Origin of the sequence: Streptomyces sp. DT190 (assembly GCF_049846985.1) — a bacterium.
In the GTDB taxonomy this organism is placed as follows: domain Bacteria; phylum Actinomycetota; class Actinomycetes; order Streptomycetales; family Streptomycetaceae; genus Streptomyces.
Genome location: NZ_JBNCNM010000002.1, coordinates 19,163 through 38,063 on the forward strand (window position 1 = coordinate 19,163; position 18,901 = coordinate 38,063).

13 protein-coding genes and 4 tRNA genes are annotated in these 18,901 nt (G+C 70.3%); 10 read left to right on the forward strand and 7 right to left on the reverse strand.

Annotation, left to right across the window (positions count from 1 at the left end; genetic code table 11):
- The 3 genes from ACPXCS_RS03475 to ACPXCS_RS03485 form a co-directional block, all read right to left on the reverse strand.
- The coding region (locus ACPXCS_RS03475) for a DEAD/DEAH box helicase (RefSeq protein WP_425970898.1) at positions 1-1,916 on the reverse strand (1,916 nt) is incomplete at its 3' end.
- Positions 1,917-2,321: 405 nt separating this feature from the next.
- Positions 2,322-2,855 carry a hypothetical protein gene (locus tag ACPXCS_RS03480; protein WP_425944495.1) on the reverse strand — a complete coding sequence of 178 codons (534 nt, stop codon included), beginning with the start codon at positions 2,853-2,855 and terminating at the stop codon, positions 2,322-2,324.
- A gap of 87 nt (positions 2,856-2,942) precedes the next feature.
- The gene (locus tag ACPXCS_RS03485) at positions 2,943-3,293 is read right to left on the reverse strand and encodes a metallopeptidase family protein (protein ID WP_190199398.1); all 351 of its coding nucleotides are present in this window, start codon (positions 3,291-3,293) and stop codon (positions 2,943-2,945) included.
- A gap of 83 nt (positions 3,294-3,376) precedes the next feature.
- Here ACPXCS_RS03485 and ACPXCS_RS03490 point away from each other — a divergent pair, with 83 nt between their 5' ends.
- From ACPXCS_RS03490 to ACPXCS_RS03525, 8 genes are all read left to right on the forward strand, one after another.
- Positions 3,377-4,963: a metallophosphoesterase family protein gene (locus ACPXCS_RS03490; protein WP_425944494.1), complete on the forward strand. Its 1,587-nt coding sequence runs from the start codon at positions 3,377-3,379 to the stop codon at positions 4,961-4,963.
- An 80-nt stretch (positions 4,964-5,043) separates the two neighbouring features.
- Positions 5,044-5,116 (forward strand) — tRNA-Glu (locus ACPXCS_RS03495).
- A 35-nt stretch (positions 5,117-5,151) separates the two neighbouring features.
- Positions 5,152-5,226, forward strand: a tRNA-Asp gene (locus tag ACPXCS_RS03500).
- A gap of 24 nt (positions 5,227-5,250) precedes the next feature.
- A tRNA-Phe gene (locus ACPXCS_RS03505) sits at positions 5,251-5,324 on the forward strand.
- 305 nt (positions 5,325-5,629) lie between these two features.
- On the forward strand, positions 5,630-7,393 hold the full coding sequence (locus ACPXCS_RS03510) for a trypsin-like serine protease (protein ID WP_425944539.1): 1,764 nt from the start codon (positions 5,630-5,632) through the stop codon (positions 7,391-7,393).
- A 104-nt stretch (positions 7,394-7,497) separates the two neighbouring features.
- Positions 7,498-11,466, forward strand: coding sequence for an ATP-dependent RNA helicase HrpA (gene hrpA, locus ACPXCS_RS03515; RefSeq protein WP_425944493.1), 3,969 nt, complete (start codon positions 7,498-7,500; stop codon positions 11,464-11,466).
- Positions 11,467-11,559: 93 nt separating this feature from the next.
- Positions 11,560-11,634, forward strand: a tRNA-Asp gene (locus tag ACPXCS_RS03520).
- A gap of 317 nt (positions 11,635-11,951) precedes the next feature.
- Positions 11,952-12,155, forward strand: a complete 204-nt coding sequence (locus ACPXCS_RS03525) for a DUF6274 family protein (protein WP_425944492.1) — start codon at positions 11,952-11,954, stop codon at positions 12,153-12,155.
- 455 nt (positions 12,156-12,610) lie between these two features.
- Here the strand turns inward: ACPXCS_RS03525 and bldC are convergent, their stop codons facing one another.
- Entirely contained in the window at positions 12,611-12,817 is a 207-nt protein-coding gene (bldC, locus tag ACPXCS_RS03530) for a developmental transcriptional regulator BldC (RefSeq protein WP_003949541.1), read from the reverse strand.
- Positions 12,818-13,416: 599 nt separating this feature from the next.
- Complete coding sequence (locus ACPXCS_RS03535; protein ID WP_425944491.1) at positions 13,417-14,262, reverse strand: hypothetical protein; 846 nt, start codon at positions 14,260-14,262, stop codon at positions 13,417-13,419.
- A gap of 222 nt (positions 14,263-14,484) precedes the next feature.
- Between ACPXCS_RS03535 and ACPXCS_RS03540 the strand changes: the two genes are divergently transcribed.
- Positions 14,485-15,588, forward strand: a complete 1,104-nt coding sequence (locus ACPXCS_RS03540) for a Leu/Phe/Val dehydrogenase (RefSeq protein WP_425944490.1) — start codon at positions 14,485-14,487, stop codon at positions 15,586-15,588.
- A gap of 307 nt (positions 15,589-15,895) precedes the next feature.
- Positions 15,896-16,141 (forward strand): DUF3073 domain-containing protein, encoded by a 246-nt coding sequence (locus tag ACPXCS_RS03545; RefSeq protein WP_030251636.1) that lies wholly within the window; start codon positions 15,896-15,898, stop codon positions 16,139-16,141.
- An 80-nt stretch (positions 16,142-16,221) separates the two neighbouring features.
- Here the strand turns inward: ACPXCS_RS03545 and purM are convergent, their stop codons facing one another.
- Both purM and purF read right to left on the reverse strand, forming a co-directional pair.
- Positions 16,222-17,301: a phosphoribosylformylglycinamidine cyclo-ligase gene (gene purM, locus ACPXCS_RS03550; protein WP_425944489.1), complete on the reverse strand. Its 1,080-nt coding sequence runs from the start codon at positions 17,299-17,301 to the stop codon at positions 16,222-16,224.
- A gap of 45 nt (positions 17,302-17,346) precedes the next feature.
- Positions 17,347-18,876 carry an amidophosphoribosyltransferase gene (gene purF, locus ACPXCS_RS03555; protein WP_425970899.1) on the reverse strand — a complete coding sequence of 510 codons (1,530 nt, stop codon included), beginning with the start codon at positions 18,874-18,876 and terminating at the stop codon, positions 17,347-17,349.
- Positions 18,877-18,901 lie beyond the last annotated feature (25 nt).

Here is an 18,901-nt window from a genome sequence, read left to right on the forward strand (position 1 = left end):
TCGTCACGGCGCTCGAAGGAACGCCCGCCACGGTCGTCACGACGCTCGAAGGAACGGCCACCGCGGTCGCCCCGGTCGTCGCGCCGGAAGCCGCCGCGGTCACCGCGGTCGCCCCGGTCCGCCCGGTCGTCGCGGCGGAAGCCGCCCCGGTCGTCACGGCGCTCGAAGGAGCGGCCGCCGCGGTCACGGTCACGGTCGCGGTTGAAGCCACCGCGGTCGTCACGGCGCTCGAAGGAACGCCCGCCACGGTCGTCACGACGCTCGAAGGAACGGCCACCGCGGTCGCCCCGGTCACCACCGCGGTCGGAGGAACGGTCGCGGTCGAAGGAACGGTCGCGGTCGGCGTACCGGTCGCGCCCGGCGCCACCGCGCTCCTCGCGGCGCTCCCGGCGCTCGTACGGCGCGGAGGACTCGGCACGGTCCTGACGCTCGGCGTCCTGGGCGGTGGGCTGCTCGGGCACCGACACCTCGACGGCGACGGGGGCGTCCCCCGCCTCGGCGCCGGCGGCCACGGGCTCCTCGCCGCGCTCACGGGCGATCCGCGCGAGCAGCCGGTCGGCCTCCTCGCGCAGCTCGTTCGCACGGCGCTGCGCCCGCTCCAGCTCCTTGGTGAGCTGGGCGACCTCGCGCTCGGCCTGCTGCGCCGCGTTGCCCACGGACTCGGCCTGGACCTCGGTCATGGACCGGGCCCCGGTGATCTCGGCGACCTCCGGGTCGAAGGCGCCGGCGCCCTGGATGATGTGGCGCGTGGCGTCGACGCCCGCGTCCTCCATCAACCGGAAGATCTGGCGCCGCTGGTGCGGCAGGGAGAGGGAGACGACCGTGCCGGTGCGGCCGGCCCGCGCGGTGCGGCCCGCGCGGTGCAGGTAGTCCTTGTGGTCGCCGGCCGGGTCCACGTTCAGCACCAGGTCGATGCCGTCGACGTGGATGCCGCGGGCGGCGACGTCGGTGGCGACGAGCGCGTTGACGTAGCCCTTCTTGAAGTCCTCCAGCACTCGGGTACGCGCGCCCTGCGTCATACCGCCGTGCAGCGCGTCGGCCTTCACACCGGAGTCACACAGCTGCTCGGCGATGCGGTCGGCGCCCAGCTGCGTGCGGACGAAGATGATCGTGCGGCCCTTGCGGGAGGCGATCGCGGCCGTGACCGGCGCCTTGTCCTTGGGCTTCACGATGAGGATGTGGTGCGACATGGTCGTCACGTTGCCCTGGGCGCTGTCGACCTCGTGCGTGACCGGGTCGGTCAGATAGCGCTTGACCAGCGTGGAGATCTCGTTCTCCATCGTGGCCGAGAACAGCATGCGCTGGCCGCCGGCCGGGACCTGGTCGAGCAGTTCGGTGACCTCGGGCAGGAAGCCCAGGTCGGACATCTGGTCGGCCTCGTCGAGAACGGCGATCTCCACGTTCTCCAGCGAGCAGGCGCCGCGGTTGATGATGTCGCGCAGGCGGCCCGGGGTGGCGACCAGGACGTCGACGCCCTTCTCCAGGGCGTAGATCTGGTTGCCCATGGACGTACCGCCGCAGACGACCTTCATCTTGAGGCCGAGGACGTCGCCGTAGGGCTGGAGCGCGTCGGCCACCTGCATGGCCAGCTCGCGCGTGGGGGTCAGGATGACGGCACGCGGCTTGTGCTTCTCGGTGCGGCCGCCGGCGAGCTGCGCCAGGGTCGGCAGACCGAACGACAGCGTCTTGCCGGAGCCGGTGCGGCCGCGGCCGAGGATGTCCTTGCCGGCCAGGGCGTCCGGGATGGTCGCGGCCTGGATCGGGAAGGGGGTGGTCACGCCGTTCTGCGCGAGCTTGCGCACGACACCCTCGGGCAGGCCGAGATCGGCGAAGGTGGCCTCGGGGGTGCTGGCGGGGATGGTGTCGGCTGCCTCGTTCTCGGGCACGACGACGTGATCAGTACTGGCGATGGACATGCGAATGCGAAACCTTCCGGAGTCTCGTCGGCACGCGCCCGTCAACTCCGTGATTCGCGATTCGCAATACGACCGCCTCAATGCGGTCCACCACGGCAAGGGAGAGTACGCGCCACACGGCGCGCTCTGCGTTGGCGCCGGGCAAGATGGGATCAAACGATCTGCCACCATACGCAGTCCGGGCCGCATTGCGCAAACCGGACCGTGCAGGAGACAGCGGGAACCCGTCCCGAGGCAGCCGCCCCGGAGCACGTCCCGAGACCTTCCAACCACCCCGCCCCGCCAGATGTTCCCGCCCGGCCGAACCGGTCTCCGGCCCCTCGGGAACGGGCCACGGCCTTGGTTCAAGGCCGGTCCCCACCGGGTCATGCCGGTCCCGACAGGTTCAGGACGGTTCAGGCCGGTTCAGGCCGGGGCCCCGGCCTCCGGTGCCGGCTCGCGCTGGGCCAGCTGCGGGCCCGGCGGCTCATGGGCCGAGGACGACGGTTCCGGAGTCGGCTCGGGGGACGTCGTCGGCTCCTGGGTCGTCGGGGTCGGCTCCGGCTCGGTCGTCCGGGTGGGCGTCGGCTGCGCCGGGGGCTTCGGCGTCGGTTTGACCGGCTTCCCGGGCTTGCCCACGCCGGGCGCGGACGCACTCGCGTCCGGCGTCGGCGACGCCTCGGGCGGCGCCGACTCCCCCGGTCCACCCCGCTTGTCCTTCTTCCCCTTCTTGCCCTTGCCCCGCCCGCGCTCCCCGTCGGCCGCGGCGGGCCCGAACCCACCGGCCCCACCCGACACCGTCGAACCGCCGCCGGACGCCTCGCCACCCCGCTGCCCGGCGGAGTGAGACGGGTTGGCGTGCCCGCCCGCGTCGTCGTCGCCCACGCTCATACAGCCGGCGGCAGCGGCGACGGCCACGACGGTGGCGGCCAGGCGGACGGGTACGTACAAGGGGCGCACGGGGCCACCTCCGGGAGGGGTGATGGAGTCAACACCTCCAACTCCCGCCGCCCACAAGAGGACACGCGCCCCGTATTCACAACCCGGTCAGCCGTAACCCAGGGCGTGAAGGCGCTCGTCGTCGATGCCGAAGTGGTGGGCGATCTCGTGCACCACCGTGATCTCCGTCTCGGCGACGACGTCCTCCCGCGACTCGCACATCCGCAGGGTCGGGTTCCGGTAGATGGTGATCCGGTCCGGCAGCACACCGGCGTACCACTCACCCCGGTCGGTCAGCGGAGTCCCCTCGTACAGGCCGAGCAGCTCGGGATCGTCCGCCGGCGGTTCGTCCTCGACGAACACCGCGACGTTGTCCATCAGTCGCGTCAGCTCCGGCGGGATCCGGTCGAGCGCCTCGGCGACCAGTTCCTCGAACTCCTCGCGCGTCATCTCCAGCACAGGCCCATTGTCGGCCACGCCGCCTCCGTACGAGAGCCTCCCGGTCCCGCATATCCGGCCCCGGACTTGGGCATACGGGATCAATGGCCCGCGTCCCCGCCGCAGTCCTGAGTGTCCTGAACCCGATCCGCAGGGCCCCCCGCGCCCTGGCCCGCCAGTACCGGTCCCGCCAGGCGCCCACCACGATCGAGCTCGTGCCGCAGCCGCACCCGTGGACCCGTGCGGTGGGTCTCGTGACCGTCGTCCTCGTCGGCGCCTGGCTCGGTCTGCTGGTCGTGGGCAACGTCCGGGTCCCGGTCGGCCCCATGAACACGACGATGACCCTGCGCCCGTCCCTCACCGGCGGAACGAAGATCAACATTTCGCCGCTGGGCGCCCTGGAACTGGACAGCCACATCGCGCCCGTCCGCCTGGACGTCAACGTCGACCAGCTCGACCCCGACCGCTCACAGGCCCTGGTCGACCACCCCGAGCGCCTCTCCGGCCTCCAGGACGAGGTCACCGAGGACGTCGGCCGCGGCACCCTCGACCTGGCCGTGCGCTCGGGCGTGGCGGTCGTCGTCGGCGCCACGACCCTCGGGCTCGCGGTCTACCGCCGCCCCCGCCGCGCGATGGCCGCCGGCGGCCTGGCCCTCACCCTGCTCGCCGCCTCGGGCGGCACGGCGTACGCCACCTGGCGGCCGGACTCGGTCCTGGAGCCCAAGTTCTCCGGCCTGCTCACCTCGGCCCCCTCCCTGGTCGGCAACGCGCGCAGCATCGTCACGGAATTCGACGTCTACCAGAAGGAGTTGGCACGCCTGGTCACCAACGTGACCAAGCTCTACGACGCCACCTCGACGCTCCCCGCGTACGCGCCCGACCCCTCCACCATCCGGGTCCTGCACGTGTCCGACATCCACCTGAACCCGGCGAGCTGGAAGATCATCGCCTCGCTCGTGGAGCAGTACAAGGTCGACGTGATCGTCGACTCGGGCGACACGATGGACCACGGCACGGCCGCCGAGAACGGCTTCCTCGACCCCGTCGAGGACCTCGGCGCCCCGTACGTCTGGGTCCGCGGCAACCACGACTCGATGATCACCCAGCGGTATCTGGAGGGCCTGAGGAACGTCCACGTGCTGGACGACGGACGGGCCGAGACGATCAAGGGCCTGCGTTTCGCCGGCATCGGCGACCCGCAGTTCACCCCCGACCGCTCCAGGAGCGCCGGCGCCGAGCAGTCCCAGGAGCTCGCGGGCGCCCGGCTGGCCACGGCCCTGCGCGACCAGCGCGCGGCGGGCACCCCGGTGGACGTGGCGATCGCGCACGAGCCGTCCGCGGCCCGCGGGGTCGACGGCGAGGTCCCGCTGGTCCTGGCCGGCCACCTCCACCACGACGAGATGGAGATCCTGAAGTACGGCACCCGGCTGCGCATCGAGGGCTCGACGGGCGGCAGCGGGCTGCGCGCCATCGAGGGCCGGCATCCCGATCCCATCGAGGCGTCGATCCTCTACTTCGACCGGGACACCCGCCACCTCCAGGCCTGGGACGAGATCGAACTGGGCGGCCTCGGCCTCACGACCGCCGAGGTCAGCCGCCACCTCCCGGAGGAGAACCAACCCGGCGCCGCCCCGTCCCCGAGCACCTCCCCGAGCACCGCCCCGGAGGGCTCGCCCTCCCCCTCCCCCTAAACCGTTTTGGCGATAGCTCCCGCCATCCCATATGCTTCTCACGTCCCCGACGCGCTGAGAAGCGCCCAGGCGGGCCGATAGCCCTCATCGTCTAGCGGCCTAGGACGCCGCCCTTTCAAGGCGGTAGCACGGGTTCGAATCCCGTTGGGGGCACGCACCACCCTGTGCGACACTGTCGTACGAAGCTTGGTCCTGTGGAGCAGTTTGGAGTGCTCGCCACCCTGTCAAGGTGGAGGCCGCGGGTTCAAATCCCGTCAGGACCGCTGAGGTTTCACGTGAAACCTCGTGGCTGGGTAGCTCAGTTGGTACGAGCGTCCGCCTGAAAAGCGGAAGGTCGCCGGTTCGACCCCGGCCCCAGCCACCGCAGCCCTCACCAGGGCCTGAGCCCCTCTCCGGGAGTCCGGAGAGGGGCTCTGTCGTTGGCTCGCCCGGTCGCGGCCCGGTCACGATGCAGCGACCGGGCCGGTCGGCTTCCGGTGCTCGTGACGAAGATCCGCCCTGCGGCGCTGAGACGGTTGGGACGCATCTCTCTGTCCCACCTGTCTCACGTTCCTCAGGGGGGACTCGTTGATCACGTCATCGTCCGGTGGTCGTCACAGACGCCGGATACGCATCGCGCTGCCCATCGCCGCCGCCGGCCTCGCCGCCGCCGTCGCCGCCGGCCTCATGACCTCGTCCGCCGGTGCGGCCACCGCCCTGCCGGCCCCAGCCGTCGAGCCGGTCATCGGCTCGCCCTCGCCCTCAGCGCTGGAGAAGCGCATCGCGGGTGCCCTCGCCGGTGACGGCACAGCGGGCGGCACGACGGAGACGTCGCCGCTGACCTCCGGTACGGCCCCGACGACCATCGACCCGAAGGTCATCGGTGGCACCGAGACCACGCTCAGCTCGGCCCCGTGGATGGCCCAGCTCTACTACCACGACGACAGGAGCACCCCCGAGACCGGCGACGACGTCAACTTCTTCTGCGGTGGCGCGGTCGTGGCCCCGACGAAGATCCTGACCGCCGCCCACTGCCTCCGGGAGGACGGCAGGGACTACAACTGGAAGGCCCACGGAGCCGTCGTCACCGGTACGGACCAGTTGCGCACCATCGACTCCACCGGCGCCGTCGACCTGCACGGCGGCCAGGCCACGGCCGTGCAGCGCCAGTGGTGGCAGGGCGGGTACGACCCGGTGGACAGGGAGGAGGGGAAGTACCAGAGCGACCTCGGCATGCTCACCCTGGCCGTCCCGGTCAAGGCGACGCCGATCCGCATGGTCACCCAGGGCGACACCGCCTCGTACACCGCCGGCACCCAGGCCAGGATCTACGGCTGGGGCCGCACCACCTCGACCGGCCAGGACCTCTCCCAGACGCTGCGGACGGCCACGCTGACCCTGCGCTCCGACAGCACCTGCTCCGGCGTCTACGACACGGCCTTCGTCCCGGGGCGCATGGTCTGCGCGGGCACCCAGAGCGGGACCGACACCGGCACCACCGCGGCCTGCAACGGCGACTCCGGCGGCCCTCTCGTCGTCGGCGGCCGGATCGCCGGGGTGGTCTCCTGGGGTATCAAGGACTGCGTGGCCCAGGGCTACTACAGCGTCTTCACCAGAATGAGCGCCTACGCCGGCTCCGCCTACCGCCAGATCGACGACACGAACCTGAGCACCTTCAACGGCAGGCCCGACGGCAAGGCCGACCTCTTCGTCCGCAACTCCGCCACGAAGACCGGCTACGAGAAGGACTCCAGCGGCACCTCGTTCGGCGCCCGCGCCTCCTGGGGCAACTGGGGCGCCGCCAACCTGATCCTCCAGACGGACCTCGACCGGAACGGCTACCAGGACCTGATCTACCGGGTCGGCTCCACCGGTGACGTGTACTGGAAGCACTTCGTGCTCAACAGCGCCCGCACCGGCGGCTCCTGGACGGACACGAAGATCGCCACCGCCTGGAAGACCCGTACCCGGATCATCGCGCCGGGCGACGTCACGGGCGACTACCTGCCCGACCTCCTGTCGGTGGACTCCAGCGGAACCCTGTGGATCTACCCCGGCAAGGGCAACGGCACCTTCGGCTCCCGCTTCTCGGCCCGCACCGGCTGGAACCAGTACAACTCCGTGCGCGGCCACGGCGACTTCACCGGCGACGGCCGGGCCGACCTGCTCGCCCGCCAGTCCGGCACCGGCGACCTGTACCTGTACAAGGGCACCGGCAGGACCGGCTCGGAGGCCTTCTCCTCCCGGATCAAGGTGCGCAGCGCCTGGACCGGCTACAACGCCTTCGACGCGGTCGGCGACGTCAGCGGCGACGGCCTCGCCGACTTCCTGGCCCGCACCCCCGGCGGCACCCTCTACCTCTACAAGGGCACCGCGAAGGCGACCAGCGAGATCTTCGCCCCACGGGTCTCGGTCGGCACCGGCTTCCAGCAGTACGACATCTGGGGCTGAACCGCCGGAATCGAGGCGCCGAACAGGGCGGGGGCGGCACCGCCCCCGCCCTGGGGCAAAAGCGTTCGCCACGAATTTCCCGGGGATGAGATCCTGGACTCCGTATGTCTACGCAATCCGCCCCCGCCCTCGGCGCCCTCGCCCCCCGCCTGACCGAGCTGTCCCTGCGCGACGCGCAGCGGCTCGGGCGCAGGCTCGAAGGTGCGCGCAAGATCCGTAAGCCGGAGGCCAGGGCCGCCGTGCTCGCCGAGATCGAGGCGGAGATCGCCAAGGGCGAGGAGCGGATGGCCCGCCGCCGGGCCCGTGTGCCCGAGGTCACCTACCCCGAGCAGCTGCCGGTCAGCCAGAAGAAGGACGACATCGCGGCGGCCATCCGCGACCACCAGGTCGTGATCGTCGCCGGCGAGACCGGCTCCGGCAAGACCACGCAGATCCCCAAGATCTGCATGGAGCTCGGCCGGGGCGTGCGCGGCATGATCGGGCACACCCAGCCGCGCAGGATCGCCGCCCGCACCGTCGCCGAGCGCGTCGCCGAGGAGCTGAACACCCCCCTCGGCGAGACCGTCGGCTGGAAGGTCCGCTTCACCGACCAGGTCGATCCGGACGCCACGTTCGTGAAGCTCATGACGGACGGCATCCTGCTCGCCGAGATCCAGACCGACCGCGAGCTGCGCGCCTACGACACGATCATCATCGACGAGGCCCACGAGCGGTCCCTCAACATCGACTTCCTGCTGGGCTACCTCGCCCAGCTGCTGCCCAGGCGCCCCGACCTCAAGGTCGTCATCACCTCGGCGACCATCGACCCCGAGCGCTTCTCGCGGCACTTCGGCGACGCCCCGATCATCGAGGTCAGCGGCCGTACGTATCCGGTGGAGGTGCGCTACCGCCCCCTGCTGGAGGAGGACGGCGACGACGCCGACCGGGACCAGATCACCGCGATCATCGACGCCGTCGAGGAACTCCAGAAGGAGGGCCGGGGCGACATCCTGGTCTTCCTCTCCGGCGAGCGGGAGATCCGCGACACGGCCGACGCCCTGACCAAGAAGAACTACCGCTTCACGGAGATCCTGCCGCTCTACGCCCGGCTCTCCCACGCCGAGCAGCACCGCGTCTTCCAGCCGCACACCGGCCGCAGGATCGTTCTGGCCACGAACGTCGCCGAGACGTCCCTGACCGTCCCGGGCATCAAGTACGTCATCGACCCCGGCTTCGCCCGCATCTCGCGCTACAGCCACCGCACCAAGGTCCAGCGCCTGCCGATCGAGCCGATCTCACAAGCCAGCGCCAACCAGCGCAAGGGCCGCTGCGGCCGTACCTCCGACGGCATCTGCATCCGCCTCTACAGCGAGGACGACTTCGACGCCCGCCCGGAGTTCACGGACGCCGAGATCCTGCGGACGAACCTCGCCTCCGTCATCCTGCAGATGACCGCGGCCGGCCTCGGCGACATCGAGAAGTTCCCCTTCATCGACCCGCCGGACCACCGCAACATCCGCGACGGCGTGCAGCTGCTCCAGGAGCTGGGTGCCCTCGACCCGGCGCAGAAGGACCCCCGCAAGCGGCTCACCGACACCGGCCGCAAGCTCGCCCAGCTGCCCGTCGACCCGCGCCTGGCCCGGATGGTCCTGGAGGCCGACAGGAACGGCTGCGTCCGCGAGGTCATGGTCATAGCCGCGGCGCTGTCCATCCAGGACCCGCGCGAACGCCCCGCCGACAAGCAGACCCAGGCCGACCAGCAGCACGCCCGCTTCAAGGACGAGACCAGCGACTTCCTCGCCTATCTCAACCTCTGGCGCTACCTCCGCGAGCAGCAGAAGGAGCGCGGCTCGTCCTCCTTCCGCCGGATGTGCAAGCAGGAGTACCTCAACTTCCTTCGCATCCGCGAATGGCAGGACATCTACACGCAGTTGCGCACGGTCGCCAAGCAGATGGGCATCCACCTCAACGAGGACGACGCCCCCGCCGACCGCATCCACGTCTCCCTCCTCGCGGGCCTGCTCTCCCACATCGGCATGAAGGAGGTGAAGGACGCCGGCGGCGAGGGCGGGAGGAGCTCGGGGAAGAACGAGTACCTGGGCGCCCGCAACGCCAAGTTCGCGATCTTCCCGGGCTCGGCCCTGTTCAAGAAGCCCCCGCGCTTCGTGATGTCGGCCGAACTCGTGGAGACCTCGCGCCTGTGGGCCCGGGTCAACGCGAAGATCGAGCCGGAGTGGGTCGAGCCCCTCGCCCAGCACCTGATCAAGCGCACCTACAGCGAGCCGCACTGGGAGAAGGACCAGGCGGCCGTGATGGCCTACGAGAAGGTCACGCTCTACGGCGTGCCGATCGTGGCGCAGCGGAAGGTCAACTACGGCCGGATCGAGCCGGAGCTCAGCCGCGAGCTGTTCATCCGCAACGCGCTCGTCGAGGGCGACTGGCGCACCCACCACAAGTTCTTCTCGGACAACCGCCGCCTGCTGACCGAGGTCGAGGAGCTGGAGCACCGCGCCCGGCGCCGGGACATCCTCGTCGACGACGAGACGCTGTTCGACTTCTACGACCGGCGCATCCCCGAACACGTCGTCTCCGGCGCGCACTTCGACTCCTGGTGGAAGCACAAGCGGCACGAGCAGCCCGACTTCCTCGACTTCGAGCGCGAGATGCTCATCAACGAGAAGGCGGGCGAGGTCACCAAGGCCGACTACCCCGACTCGTGGCGCCAGGGGAACCTGAAGTTCCGTGTGACGTACCAGTTCGAGCCGGGCGCGGACGCCGACGGCGTGACCGTGCACATCCCGCTGCAGGTCCTCAACCAGGTCACGGACGAGGGCTTCGACTGGCAGATCCCGGGCCTCAGGGAGGAGCTGGTCACGGAGCTCATCCGCTCGCTGCCCAAGCCGATCCGGCGCAACTACGTCCCCGCGCCCAACTACGCGAAGGCCTTCCTGGACAAGGCGGTCCCGCTCCAGGAACCCCTCACCGCCACGATGGCCCGCGAGCTGCGGCTCATGGTCGGAGTCCCCTTCGACGCCGAGGACTTCGACTGGGACAAGGTTCCCGAGCACCTGAAGATCACCTTCCGGATCGTCGACGAGCGGCGCCGCAAGCTGGCCGAGGACAAGGACCTGGAGGCGCTGAAGCTCCGGCTGAAGCCCAGGGCGCGCAAGGCCCTGTCACAGGCGGCAGCGGCGACGGCCGAACGCCAGGGCGGCCCGTCCCTGGAGCGCACGGGCCTCACCGACTGGACGATCGGCACGCTCACGCGCGTCTTCGAGACGCGCAGGGCCGGCCAGCCGGTCAAGGCCTACCCGGCGCTGGTCGACGACGGAGACACGGTCTCGGTCCGCCTCTTCGACACCGAGGCCGAGCAGGCCGAGGCGATGTGGAAGGGCACCCGCCGCCTGATCCTGCGCAACATCCCCGTGAACCCCGCGAAGTTCGCCTCCGACAAGCTGACCAACGCCCAGAAGCTCGCGCTGTCCTCGAACCCGCACGGCTCCGTGCAGGCCCTCTTCGACGACTGCGCGACGGCGGCGGCGGACAAGCTGATCGGCGACTTCGGCGGGCCCGCGTGGGACGAGGAGTCCTACCGGAAGCTGTACGACAAGGTGCGCGCCGAGATCGTGGACACGACCGTCCGTGCGGTGGGCCAGGTGCAGCAGGTCCTGGCGGCCTGGCAGGCCTGTGAGCGCCGTCTGAAGGCCGTGCGCAGCCCGGCGCTGCTGCCGAACCTCCAGGACGTGCGGCAGCAGCTGGACGCCCTCGTGAAGCCCGGCTTCGTCACGGCGGCGGGCGTGCGGCGGCTGCCGGACCTGATGCGCTACCTGGTCGCGGCCGACCGGCGCCTGCAGCAGATGCCGACCAACGTCCAGCGCGACACCACGCGCATGGAGAAGGTCCGGGAGATGCAGGACGAGTACGCCTGGCTGCTGGAGCAGATGCCGCAGGGCCGGCCGGTGCCGCGTCAGGTCCTGGACGTCCGCTGGATGCTGGAGGAGCTCCGGGTCAGCTATTTCGCCCACGCGCTGGGCACGGCATACCCCATCTCCGACAAGCGGATCGTGAAGGCGATCGACGCGCTGGCACCGTGACCGTCCGCGCACCCTGGGTGAGTTCGACCAGGGGCTCACCCTCCTGTACAGTCTCTTCTCGCAGCGCAACGCAAGAAAAGCGCGGCAAAACCTGGTCCTGTGGAGCAGTTTGGAGTGCTCGCCACCCTGTCAAGGTGGAGGCCGCGGGTTCAAATCCCGTCAGGACCGCAGCAAAGAAGAAGGCCCACACCCCGCAAGGGGCGTGGGCCTTCTCCGTGCCCGCCAATCACGGCCGCGGCGCTGCCCGACAAGGCGGAGGCCGCGCCCGCGGCACAGCCGCCATCAGACGCAGCAAATCCCGTCAGGACCGCAGCAGAGGGCCCGGATCTTCGGATCCGGGCCCTTTTGTCTGCCCTGCGGGCCCTCCGGGTCAGCGCCGGTGCGTGCACGGCTCCGTGCGCCCCCACGCGCCGTCTTGACGCCCCCTCATTCGCTCGGTACCCCAGAACCAGGGCCGTTCCCCGTACGGCCCCTGGAGGTGGCGTATGGCGGCATCGGCTAGGCACGAGACGCGGGCCCTGCTCCGCGCGCACCTGGCGGCCGCGTCGTCCTACGGGCATCTCACCCGGCACTGCCCGATCTGCCGTCACCTGCTGCGGCTGGCGATGGAGTCCACCCCGTACACACCCCCGGCGGCGCACCCGGCGGAGGACGAGGTCACCGAGGACGAGAGCCCCGCACCCGCGTGAGGCTTCCTCAACACCCGTGCGCGCAGGGGGAGCTGGAGCAGGAGGCTCCTCTACCGCACCGGCGGCGGAGCTAACAAGCCGCTCGGTATGTGACGGGTGTCACCGCATGAGTTTTCCGAAGTGCGGTACTTACCCGCCTCCTACAAAGGGTCAATTTAATATGTGCAATTGCACCTTGTCCGAGGTGCCGCACACAGCTGATCCGACACCCCTCCCCAGACTCCGACAAGCCCGCTCACAGCGGGGTCGGCCGCCCGTGCCCGGAGCACAAAAAAGATCGCGCTGGACCCGGCGGAGTCCAGCGCGATCGACGACGCACCCTGTTACATGCCCGGAAAGCTCTTACTGGCTTGGGCGTGGGGCCTGTTGGGGCAGGACCCCGCGTCGCTTGGAGCTGTGGGTCCGGACGTCACGGCCAGTTGGGGGACGGACCGCTATGCCCGGTATTCAGTTGTTCAGGCCTCGCTGCGCTGCTGCGGAATGCCCGCGAGCAGAGCGCGGACCTCGGCCTCGCGGTAGCGCCGATGCCCGCCGAGCGTGCGGATCGACGTGAGCTTGCCGGCCTTCGCCCACCGCGTGACCGTCTTGGGGTCGACGCGGAACATCGTGGCGACCTCAGCCGGGGTCAGCAGCGGCTCGGCATCAGGGGTGCGAGCGGTCATGAGCGGCCTCCTCGGGAGAACCGAACCTTCTCGGTTCTTTCCTCTAAATTCTGCACCTTGACCCGCGTTGCCCGAAATGGCGGACGCGAGTCGAGTCGGTTATAGGACGAACGGCTTGTCCTCGGCACTACAACTACACCATCTGTCCAGCCGCGTCGGCCAAACCGATGGAATTGCCCCTCCAGGTGTCCATCAGCGACGGAACCCGATGGACCATGCCATAGCGGACAGTCACGCCACTGTGACGATCAGTCACAGGGGCGATCAGGAGTCACCAGACCCCCCAAAGCGTGCAATGCCGAGATTCCGCCCATAGTGCAGCACTACGGGACGGAAGGAGCCCTCCCCGGACTCCTTGTCCTATTTTGGCATGAGGAGGGGCAAGGGACGCAAGGGCCTCGTACGTGTAGTCCGTCACGCTTGGCCCACTTGAGAGGTACGCCCGGATCGGGTCCTACGTCCCTTGTTGACGATGCCTCAGGAAACGCACAGCCCGCTTCAGGAACTCGGTGCGAGGACGAAACCCCAAATCGGGCGGTTCGTCAAACGTCAGTTCGTGACCGACCGCGAGCGGTCCGTGCGGACGGCAAGGTCAGGGGTCAGTTGGCCGACCGCAGATCCCGTACCGAGCGCCACCGCTCCACGAGCCGGGCGTAGGCCACCCCGGCGGCCGCGCCGTCGCCCCGGCGCAGCGCGGCGATCCCCTCGGCCACGTCGGCGGCCGAGTGGTCGTCCTCCAGCGTCCCGGCCGGCACGGCGTGCACCAGACCGCCGTAGTCCAGTTCCACGAGCGAACGCGGGTGGAACTCCTCCAGCCAGCGCCCGACGTCCAGCAGGCCGTCGATCAGCGGCCCCTCGTCCATGGCCTCCCGCAGGGCGCGCAGGCCGCGGGCCACGCGCCGCCGGGCCTCGACCATGGGGGTGCGGTAGCGCAGCACGGGCGGGCTGTCCGCGCTGGCGCCCTTGTCGTACTCGCGCTCCTCGTCGGAGACCAGCACGAACCAGCTGATCGGTACCTGCCAGGTGGCCGTGCGGATCCACGGGCGGGCGTCGGGGTTGATCGCCAGCCAGCGCTCGTAGTCCTGGGCGGCCTGGTGGCGCAGGACGGGCGGCAGGACCGCGTCCAGGACGGGCGGCGGGAGCTCGTCCGAGAGCTCCTCCAGGGCCAGCCAGCCGCGCAGCCGGGTGCGCCAGGGGCAGACGCAGACGACCCCGTCCACGTCGAGCACGAAGGCGTCCTCGCTCTCGTGCACCGGCACCGGGACCGGCGGGGTGGGGGCCAAGTCGGCCAGCGCGCCGCGGAGTTCGTCCTGGTACGAGGGACGGTCCGGACGGCGGGCGTACCGGGCCCAGTGGTCGCGCTCCGGCTCCGGGAAGGCGGCCAGCGGTTCGTACACGCGCAGGTAGGTCGCATAGGGGACGATCACCGAGGACACCTTGGGCACGCCTGCTCCCTCCCCCGCGTATCGCCGCGAAAACCTGCGGAACCCGCTCACGATCGCACGGGAAACCCAGGCAAATCGTCGCACGGCTGTACTCCGGTCGGAGGTGATCCTGAGCACCGGGCGGCCGGCGGGGCCCCCAGGCTCTAATCTCATGCTCAACAGTCCCCGCCACCCGCACGGGGGCTGCTTCCACCCGCCGCAACTTACTCAGGAGTCACCACCGTGACCGACGTAACCGGCGCACCTGCTGATGTCCTGCACACCCTGTTCCACGCGGACCAGGGAGGCCATGAGCAAGTCGTGCTCTGCCAGGACCGCGCGAGCGGCCTCAAGGCCGTCATCGCCCTGCACTCCACCGCCCTGGGCCCCGCGCTCGGCGGTACGCGCTTCTACCCCTACGCGAACGAGGCCGAGGCCGTCGCCGACGCGCTGAACCTCGCCCGCGGCATGTCGTACAAGAACGCCATGGCCGGTCTCGACCACGGCGGCGGCAAGGCCGTGATCATCGGCGACCCGGAGCAGATCAAGACCGAGGAGCTGCTGCTGGCGTACGGCCGGTTCGTGGCCTCGCTCGGCGGCCGGTACGTCACCGCCTGCGACGTCGGCACCTACGTGGCCGACATGGACGTCGTCGCCCGGGAGTGCCGCTGGACGACCGGCCGCTCCCCGGAGAACGGCGGCGCCGGGGACTCCTCCGTCCTCACCGCGTTCGGCGTCTACCAGGGCATGCGGGCCTCCGCCCAGCACCTGTGGGGCGACCCCTCGCTGCGCGCGAAGCGGGTCGGCATCGCCGGCGTCGGCAAGGTCGGCCACCACCTGGTGGAGCACCTGGTCAAGGAGGGCGCCGAGGTCTTCGTCACGGACGTGCGCGAGGACGCCGTACGGCGGATCACCGAGCGGCACCGGGACGTCATGGCCGTGAAGGACACCGACGAGCTGATCCGCATCGACGGTCTGGGCATCTACGCCCCCTGCGCGCTGGGCGGGGCGCTGGACGACGACACCGTGCCGGTGCTGACCGCCGAGGTGGTCTGCGGGGCCGCCAACAACCAGCTCGCCCACCCGGGCGTGGAGAAGGACCTCGCCGACCGCGGGATCCTCTACGCGCCGGACTACGTGGTGAACGCCGGCGGCGTCATCCAGGTCGCCGACGAACTGCACGGCTTCGACTTCGAGCGGTGCAAGGCCAAGGCGGCCGGGATCTTCGACACCACGCTCGCCATATTCGCACGTGCGAAGGAGGACGGTATTCCGCCGGCCGCCGCGGCCGACCGGATCGCCGAGCAGCGGATGCACGACGCGGCCGCGGCGCGCCGGGCGCGCTGACCCGGGTCCGGGCACCGCGACTCGCACGTTTGGCCGGTACCCGCCGGTGGGCAGTTAGAGACAACTCTCACTTCTACCGGCGGGTCGACCGCCGATAAGTGGTTAAAATCGCGGTTGACCAGCGAGGACGGGGCGCCTCGAAGGTCCTGGGCGCGGGCACGTCATGCGGGCGACGTACCGTATGGGCGCGGGCTCAGGTACCGTGGAAGCCCTACGGACCGGTCTCTCTGCGGAGAGTCCGTGCCGGACCATGAACGCGTGTCAAGACTCTGGGGCCGTCGAGCCCCGTCGTTGAGGGGGTCGAGCCATGGGGCGCGGCCGGGCCAAGGCCAAGCAGACGAAGGTCGCCCGCCAGCTGAAGTACAACAGCGGTGGGACTGACCTCTCACGCCTGGCCGAGGAGCTGGGTGCATCGCCTTCGAATCCGCAGCCGCCTAACGGCGAGCCGTTCGAAGACGATGAGGACGACGACCTGTACGCACGGTACGCCGACCTCTACGAGGACGACGACGACGAGGACGACCAGTCCTCGCAGCATCGTCGCGGCGCTTGACCTTGCACTAGAGCATTAACCCGGTCGGTGACTCCGGTCACCGACCGGGTTCTGTGCTGCGTGCGGGGTGACAACCGTGCTCAGGCGGCGTAGTCACCGATCAGGGCGGCACCGGTGGGGTGCTCGCCCCGTTCCGTGATCTCTCCTGCCACCCAGGCGTCCACGCCTCGGTCGGCGAGGGTCGCCAGGGCCACCTCGGTGGACTCCTGGGGCACGATCGCGATCATGCCGACACCCATGTTCAGGGTCTTCTCGAGCTCCAGGCGCTCCACGTTGCCCGTGCGGCCGACGAGGTCGAAGATCGGCGCGGGGGTCCAGGTGGAGCGGTCGACGATCGCGTGCAGCTCGTCGGGAATGACCCGGGCCAGGTTGGCCGCGAGTCCGCCGCCGGTGACGTGGCTGAAGGCGTGCACCTCGGTGGTGCGCATCAGGGCCAGGCAGTCCAGCGAGTAGATCTTCGTCGGCTCCAGCAGCTCCTCGCCGAGGGTGCGGCCGAGCTCCTCGAGGTGCGCGTCCAGCGCGAGGCCGGCCTGGTTCAGCAGGACGTGCCGGACCAGGGAGTACCCGTTCGAGTGAAGACCGGAGGACGCCATGGCGATCACCGCGTCACCCGTACGGATACGATCCGCGCCCAGCAGCCGGTCGGCCTCCACGACGCCCGTGCCGGCGCCGGCGACGTCGAAGTCGTCCGCGCCCAGCAGGCCCGGGTGCTCGGCCGTCTCGCCGCCGACCAGGGCGCACCCGGCCAGCACACAGCCCTCGGCGATGCCCTTGACGATCGCGGCGACCCGCTCGGGGTGGACCTTGCCGACGCAGATGTAGTCGGTCATGAACAGCGGCTCGGCGCCGCACACCACGATGTCGTCCATGACCATCGCGACCAGGTCGTGGCCGATGGTGTCGTAGACGCCCAGCTGCCGGGCGATGTCGACCTTGGTGCCGACGCCGTCCGTCGCGGAGGCGAGCAGGGGGCGCTCGTAGTTCTTCAGGGCGGAGGCGTCGAAGAGGCCGGCGAAGCCGCCGAGGCCGCCGAGGACCTCGGGGCGCTGGGCCTTCTTCACCCACTCCTTCATCAGGTCGACGGCGCGGTCGCCGGCTTCGATGTCGACGCCCGCGGCTGCGTAGCTGGCGCCGCCTTCGGCAATGGGTTTCTCGGACATGGCTAAAGAGAACCTTCGTGTCGTACGGCGGGGAGGACGGGCCGTCTAGGGACGGCGGATCGCGTCGGCGGCGGCCGTGGCGGCCGGGCCGGCGGCCAGCTCCGTCTCCAGCAGCTGCTTGCCGAGCAGCTCGGGGTCCGGGAGCTCCATCGGGTACTCGCCGTCGAAGCAGGCGCGGCACAGGTTCGGCTTGGCGATGGTGGTCGCCTCGATCATGCCGTCGATGGAGATGTAGGCCAGGGAGTCGGCGCCCAGGGAGGTGCCGATCTCGTCGATGGTCATGCCGTTGGCGATGAGCTCGGCGCGGGTGGCGAAGTCGATGCCGAAGAAGCAGGGCCACTTCACGGGCGGCGAGGAGATCCGGATGTGGACCTCGGCGGCACCCGCCTCGCGGAGCATGCGGACCAGGGCGCGCTGGGTGTTGCCGCGCACGATCGAGTCGTCGACGACGACCAGGCGCTTGCCCTTGATGACTTCCTTCAGCGGGTTCAGCTTCAGGCGGATGCCCAGCTGGCGGATGGTCTGCGAGGGCTGGATGAAGGTCCGGCCGACGTAGGCGTTCTTGACCAGGCCGGCGCCGAACGGGATACCGGAGGCCTCCGCGTAGCCGATGGCGGCGGGCGTTCCCGATTCCGGGGTCGCTATCACCAGGTCGGCCTCGACCGGGGCCTCCTTCGCCAGCTTGCGGCCCATCTCCACGCGGGAGAGGTACACGTTCCGGCCGGCGATGTCGGTGTCCGGGCGGGCCAGGTAGACGTACTCGAAGACGCAGCCCTTGGGCTTCGCTTCCGCGAATCGGGAGGTGCGCAGGCCGTTCTCGTCGATGGCGACGAACTCGCCCGGCTCGATCTCGCGGACGTAGGAGGCGCCGCAGATGTCGAGGGCGGCGGACTCGGAGGCGACGACCCAGCCGCGCTCCAGGCGGCCGAGGACCAGCGGGCGGATGCCCTGCGGGTCGCGGGCCGCGTACAGGGTGTGCTCGTCCATGAAGACGAGGGAGAAGGCGCCCCGGACCTGCGGGAGGACGCTGTGGGCGGCCTCCTCGATGGTCAGCGGCTTGCCTTCCTCGTCCGTCTGGGCCGCGAGGAGCGCGGTGAGCAGGTCGGTGTCGTTGGTCGCCGCGACGCGCGGGGTACGGCCGCCCTCCTGCTTGGGCAGGTCGGCGACCATCTCGGCGAGCTGGGCGGTGTTGACGAGGTTGCCGTTGTGGCCGAGCGCGATGGAGCCGTGCCCGGTGGCACGGAACGTCGGCTGGGCGTTCTCCCAGACGGACGCACCGGTGGTCGAGTAGCGGGCGTGTCCGACCGCGATGTGACCCTGGAGCGAGCCGAGGGAGGTCTCGTCGAAGACCTGGGAGACCAGGCCCATGTCCTTGAAGACGAGGATCTGCGAGCCGTTGCTGACCGCGATTCCCGCGGATTCCTGGCCTCGATGCTGGAGGGCGTAGAGCCCGAAGTACGTGAGCTTGGCGACCTCTTCGCCCGGAGCCCAGACACCGAAGACGCCACAAGCGTCCTGGGGGCCCTTCTCACCGGGGAGCAGGTCGTGGTTGAGTCGTCCGTCACCACGTGGCACGCCACCGAGTGTAGGCGAGGTCGAC

Excerpts from the sequence above, each read along its gene's own strand:
- ACPXCS_RS03490 (WP_425944494.1), top strand. The coding sequence starts at position 3,377 with ATGGCCCGCGTCCCCGCCGCAGTCCTGAGTGTCCTGAACCCGATCCGC.
- ACPXCS_RS03510 (WP_425944539.1), top strand. The coding sequence starts at position 5,630 with ATGACCTCGTCCGCCGGTGCGGCCACCGCCCTGCCGGCCCCAGCCGTC.
- hrpA (WP_425944493.1), top strand. The coding sequence starts at position 7,498 with ATGTCTACGCAATCCGCCCCCGCCCTCGGCGCCCTCGCCCCCCGCCTG.
- ACPXCS_RS03525 (WP_425944492.1), top strand. The coding sequence starts at position 11,952 with ATGGCGGCATCGGCTAGGCACGAGACGCGGGCCCTGCTCCGCGCGCAC.
- bldC (WP_003949541.1), bottom strand. The coding sequence starts at position 12,817 with ATGACCGCTCGCACCCCTGATGCCGAGCCGCTGCTGACCCCGGCTGAG.
- ACPXCS_RS03545 (WP_030251636.1), top strand. The coding sequence starts at position 15,896 with ATGGGGCGCGGCCGGGCCAAGGCCAAGCAGACGAAGGTCGCCCGCCAG.
- purM (WP_425944489.1), bottom strand. The coding sequence starts at position 17,301 with ATGTCCGAGAAACCCATTGCCGAAGGCGGCGCCAGCTACGCAGCCGCG.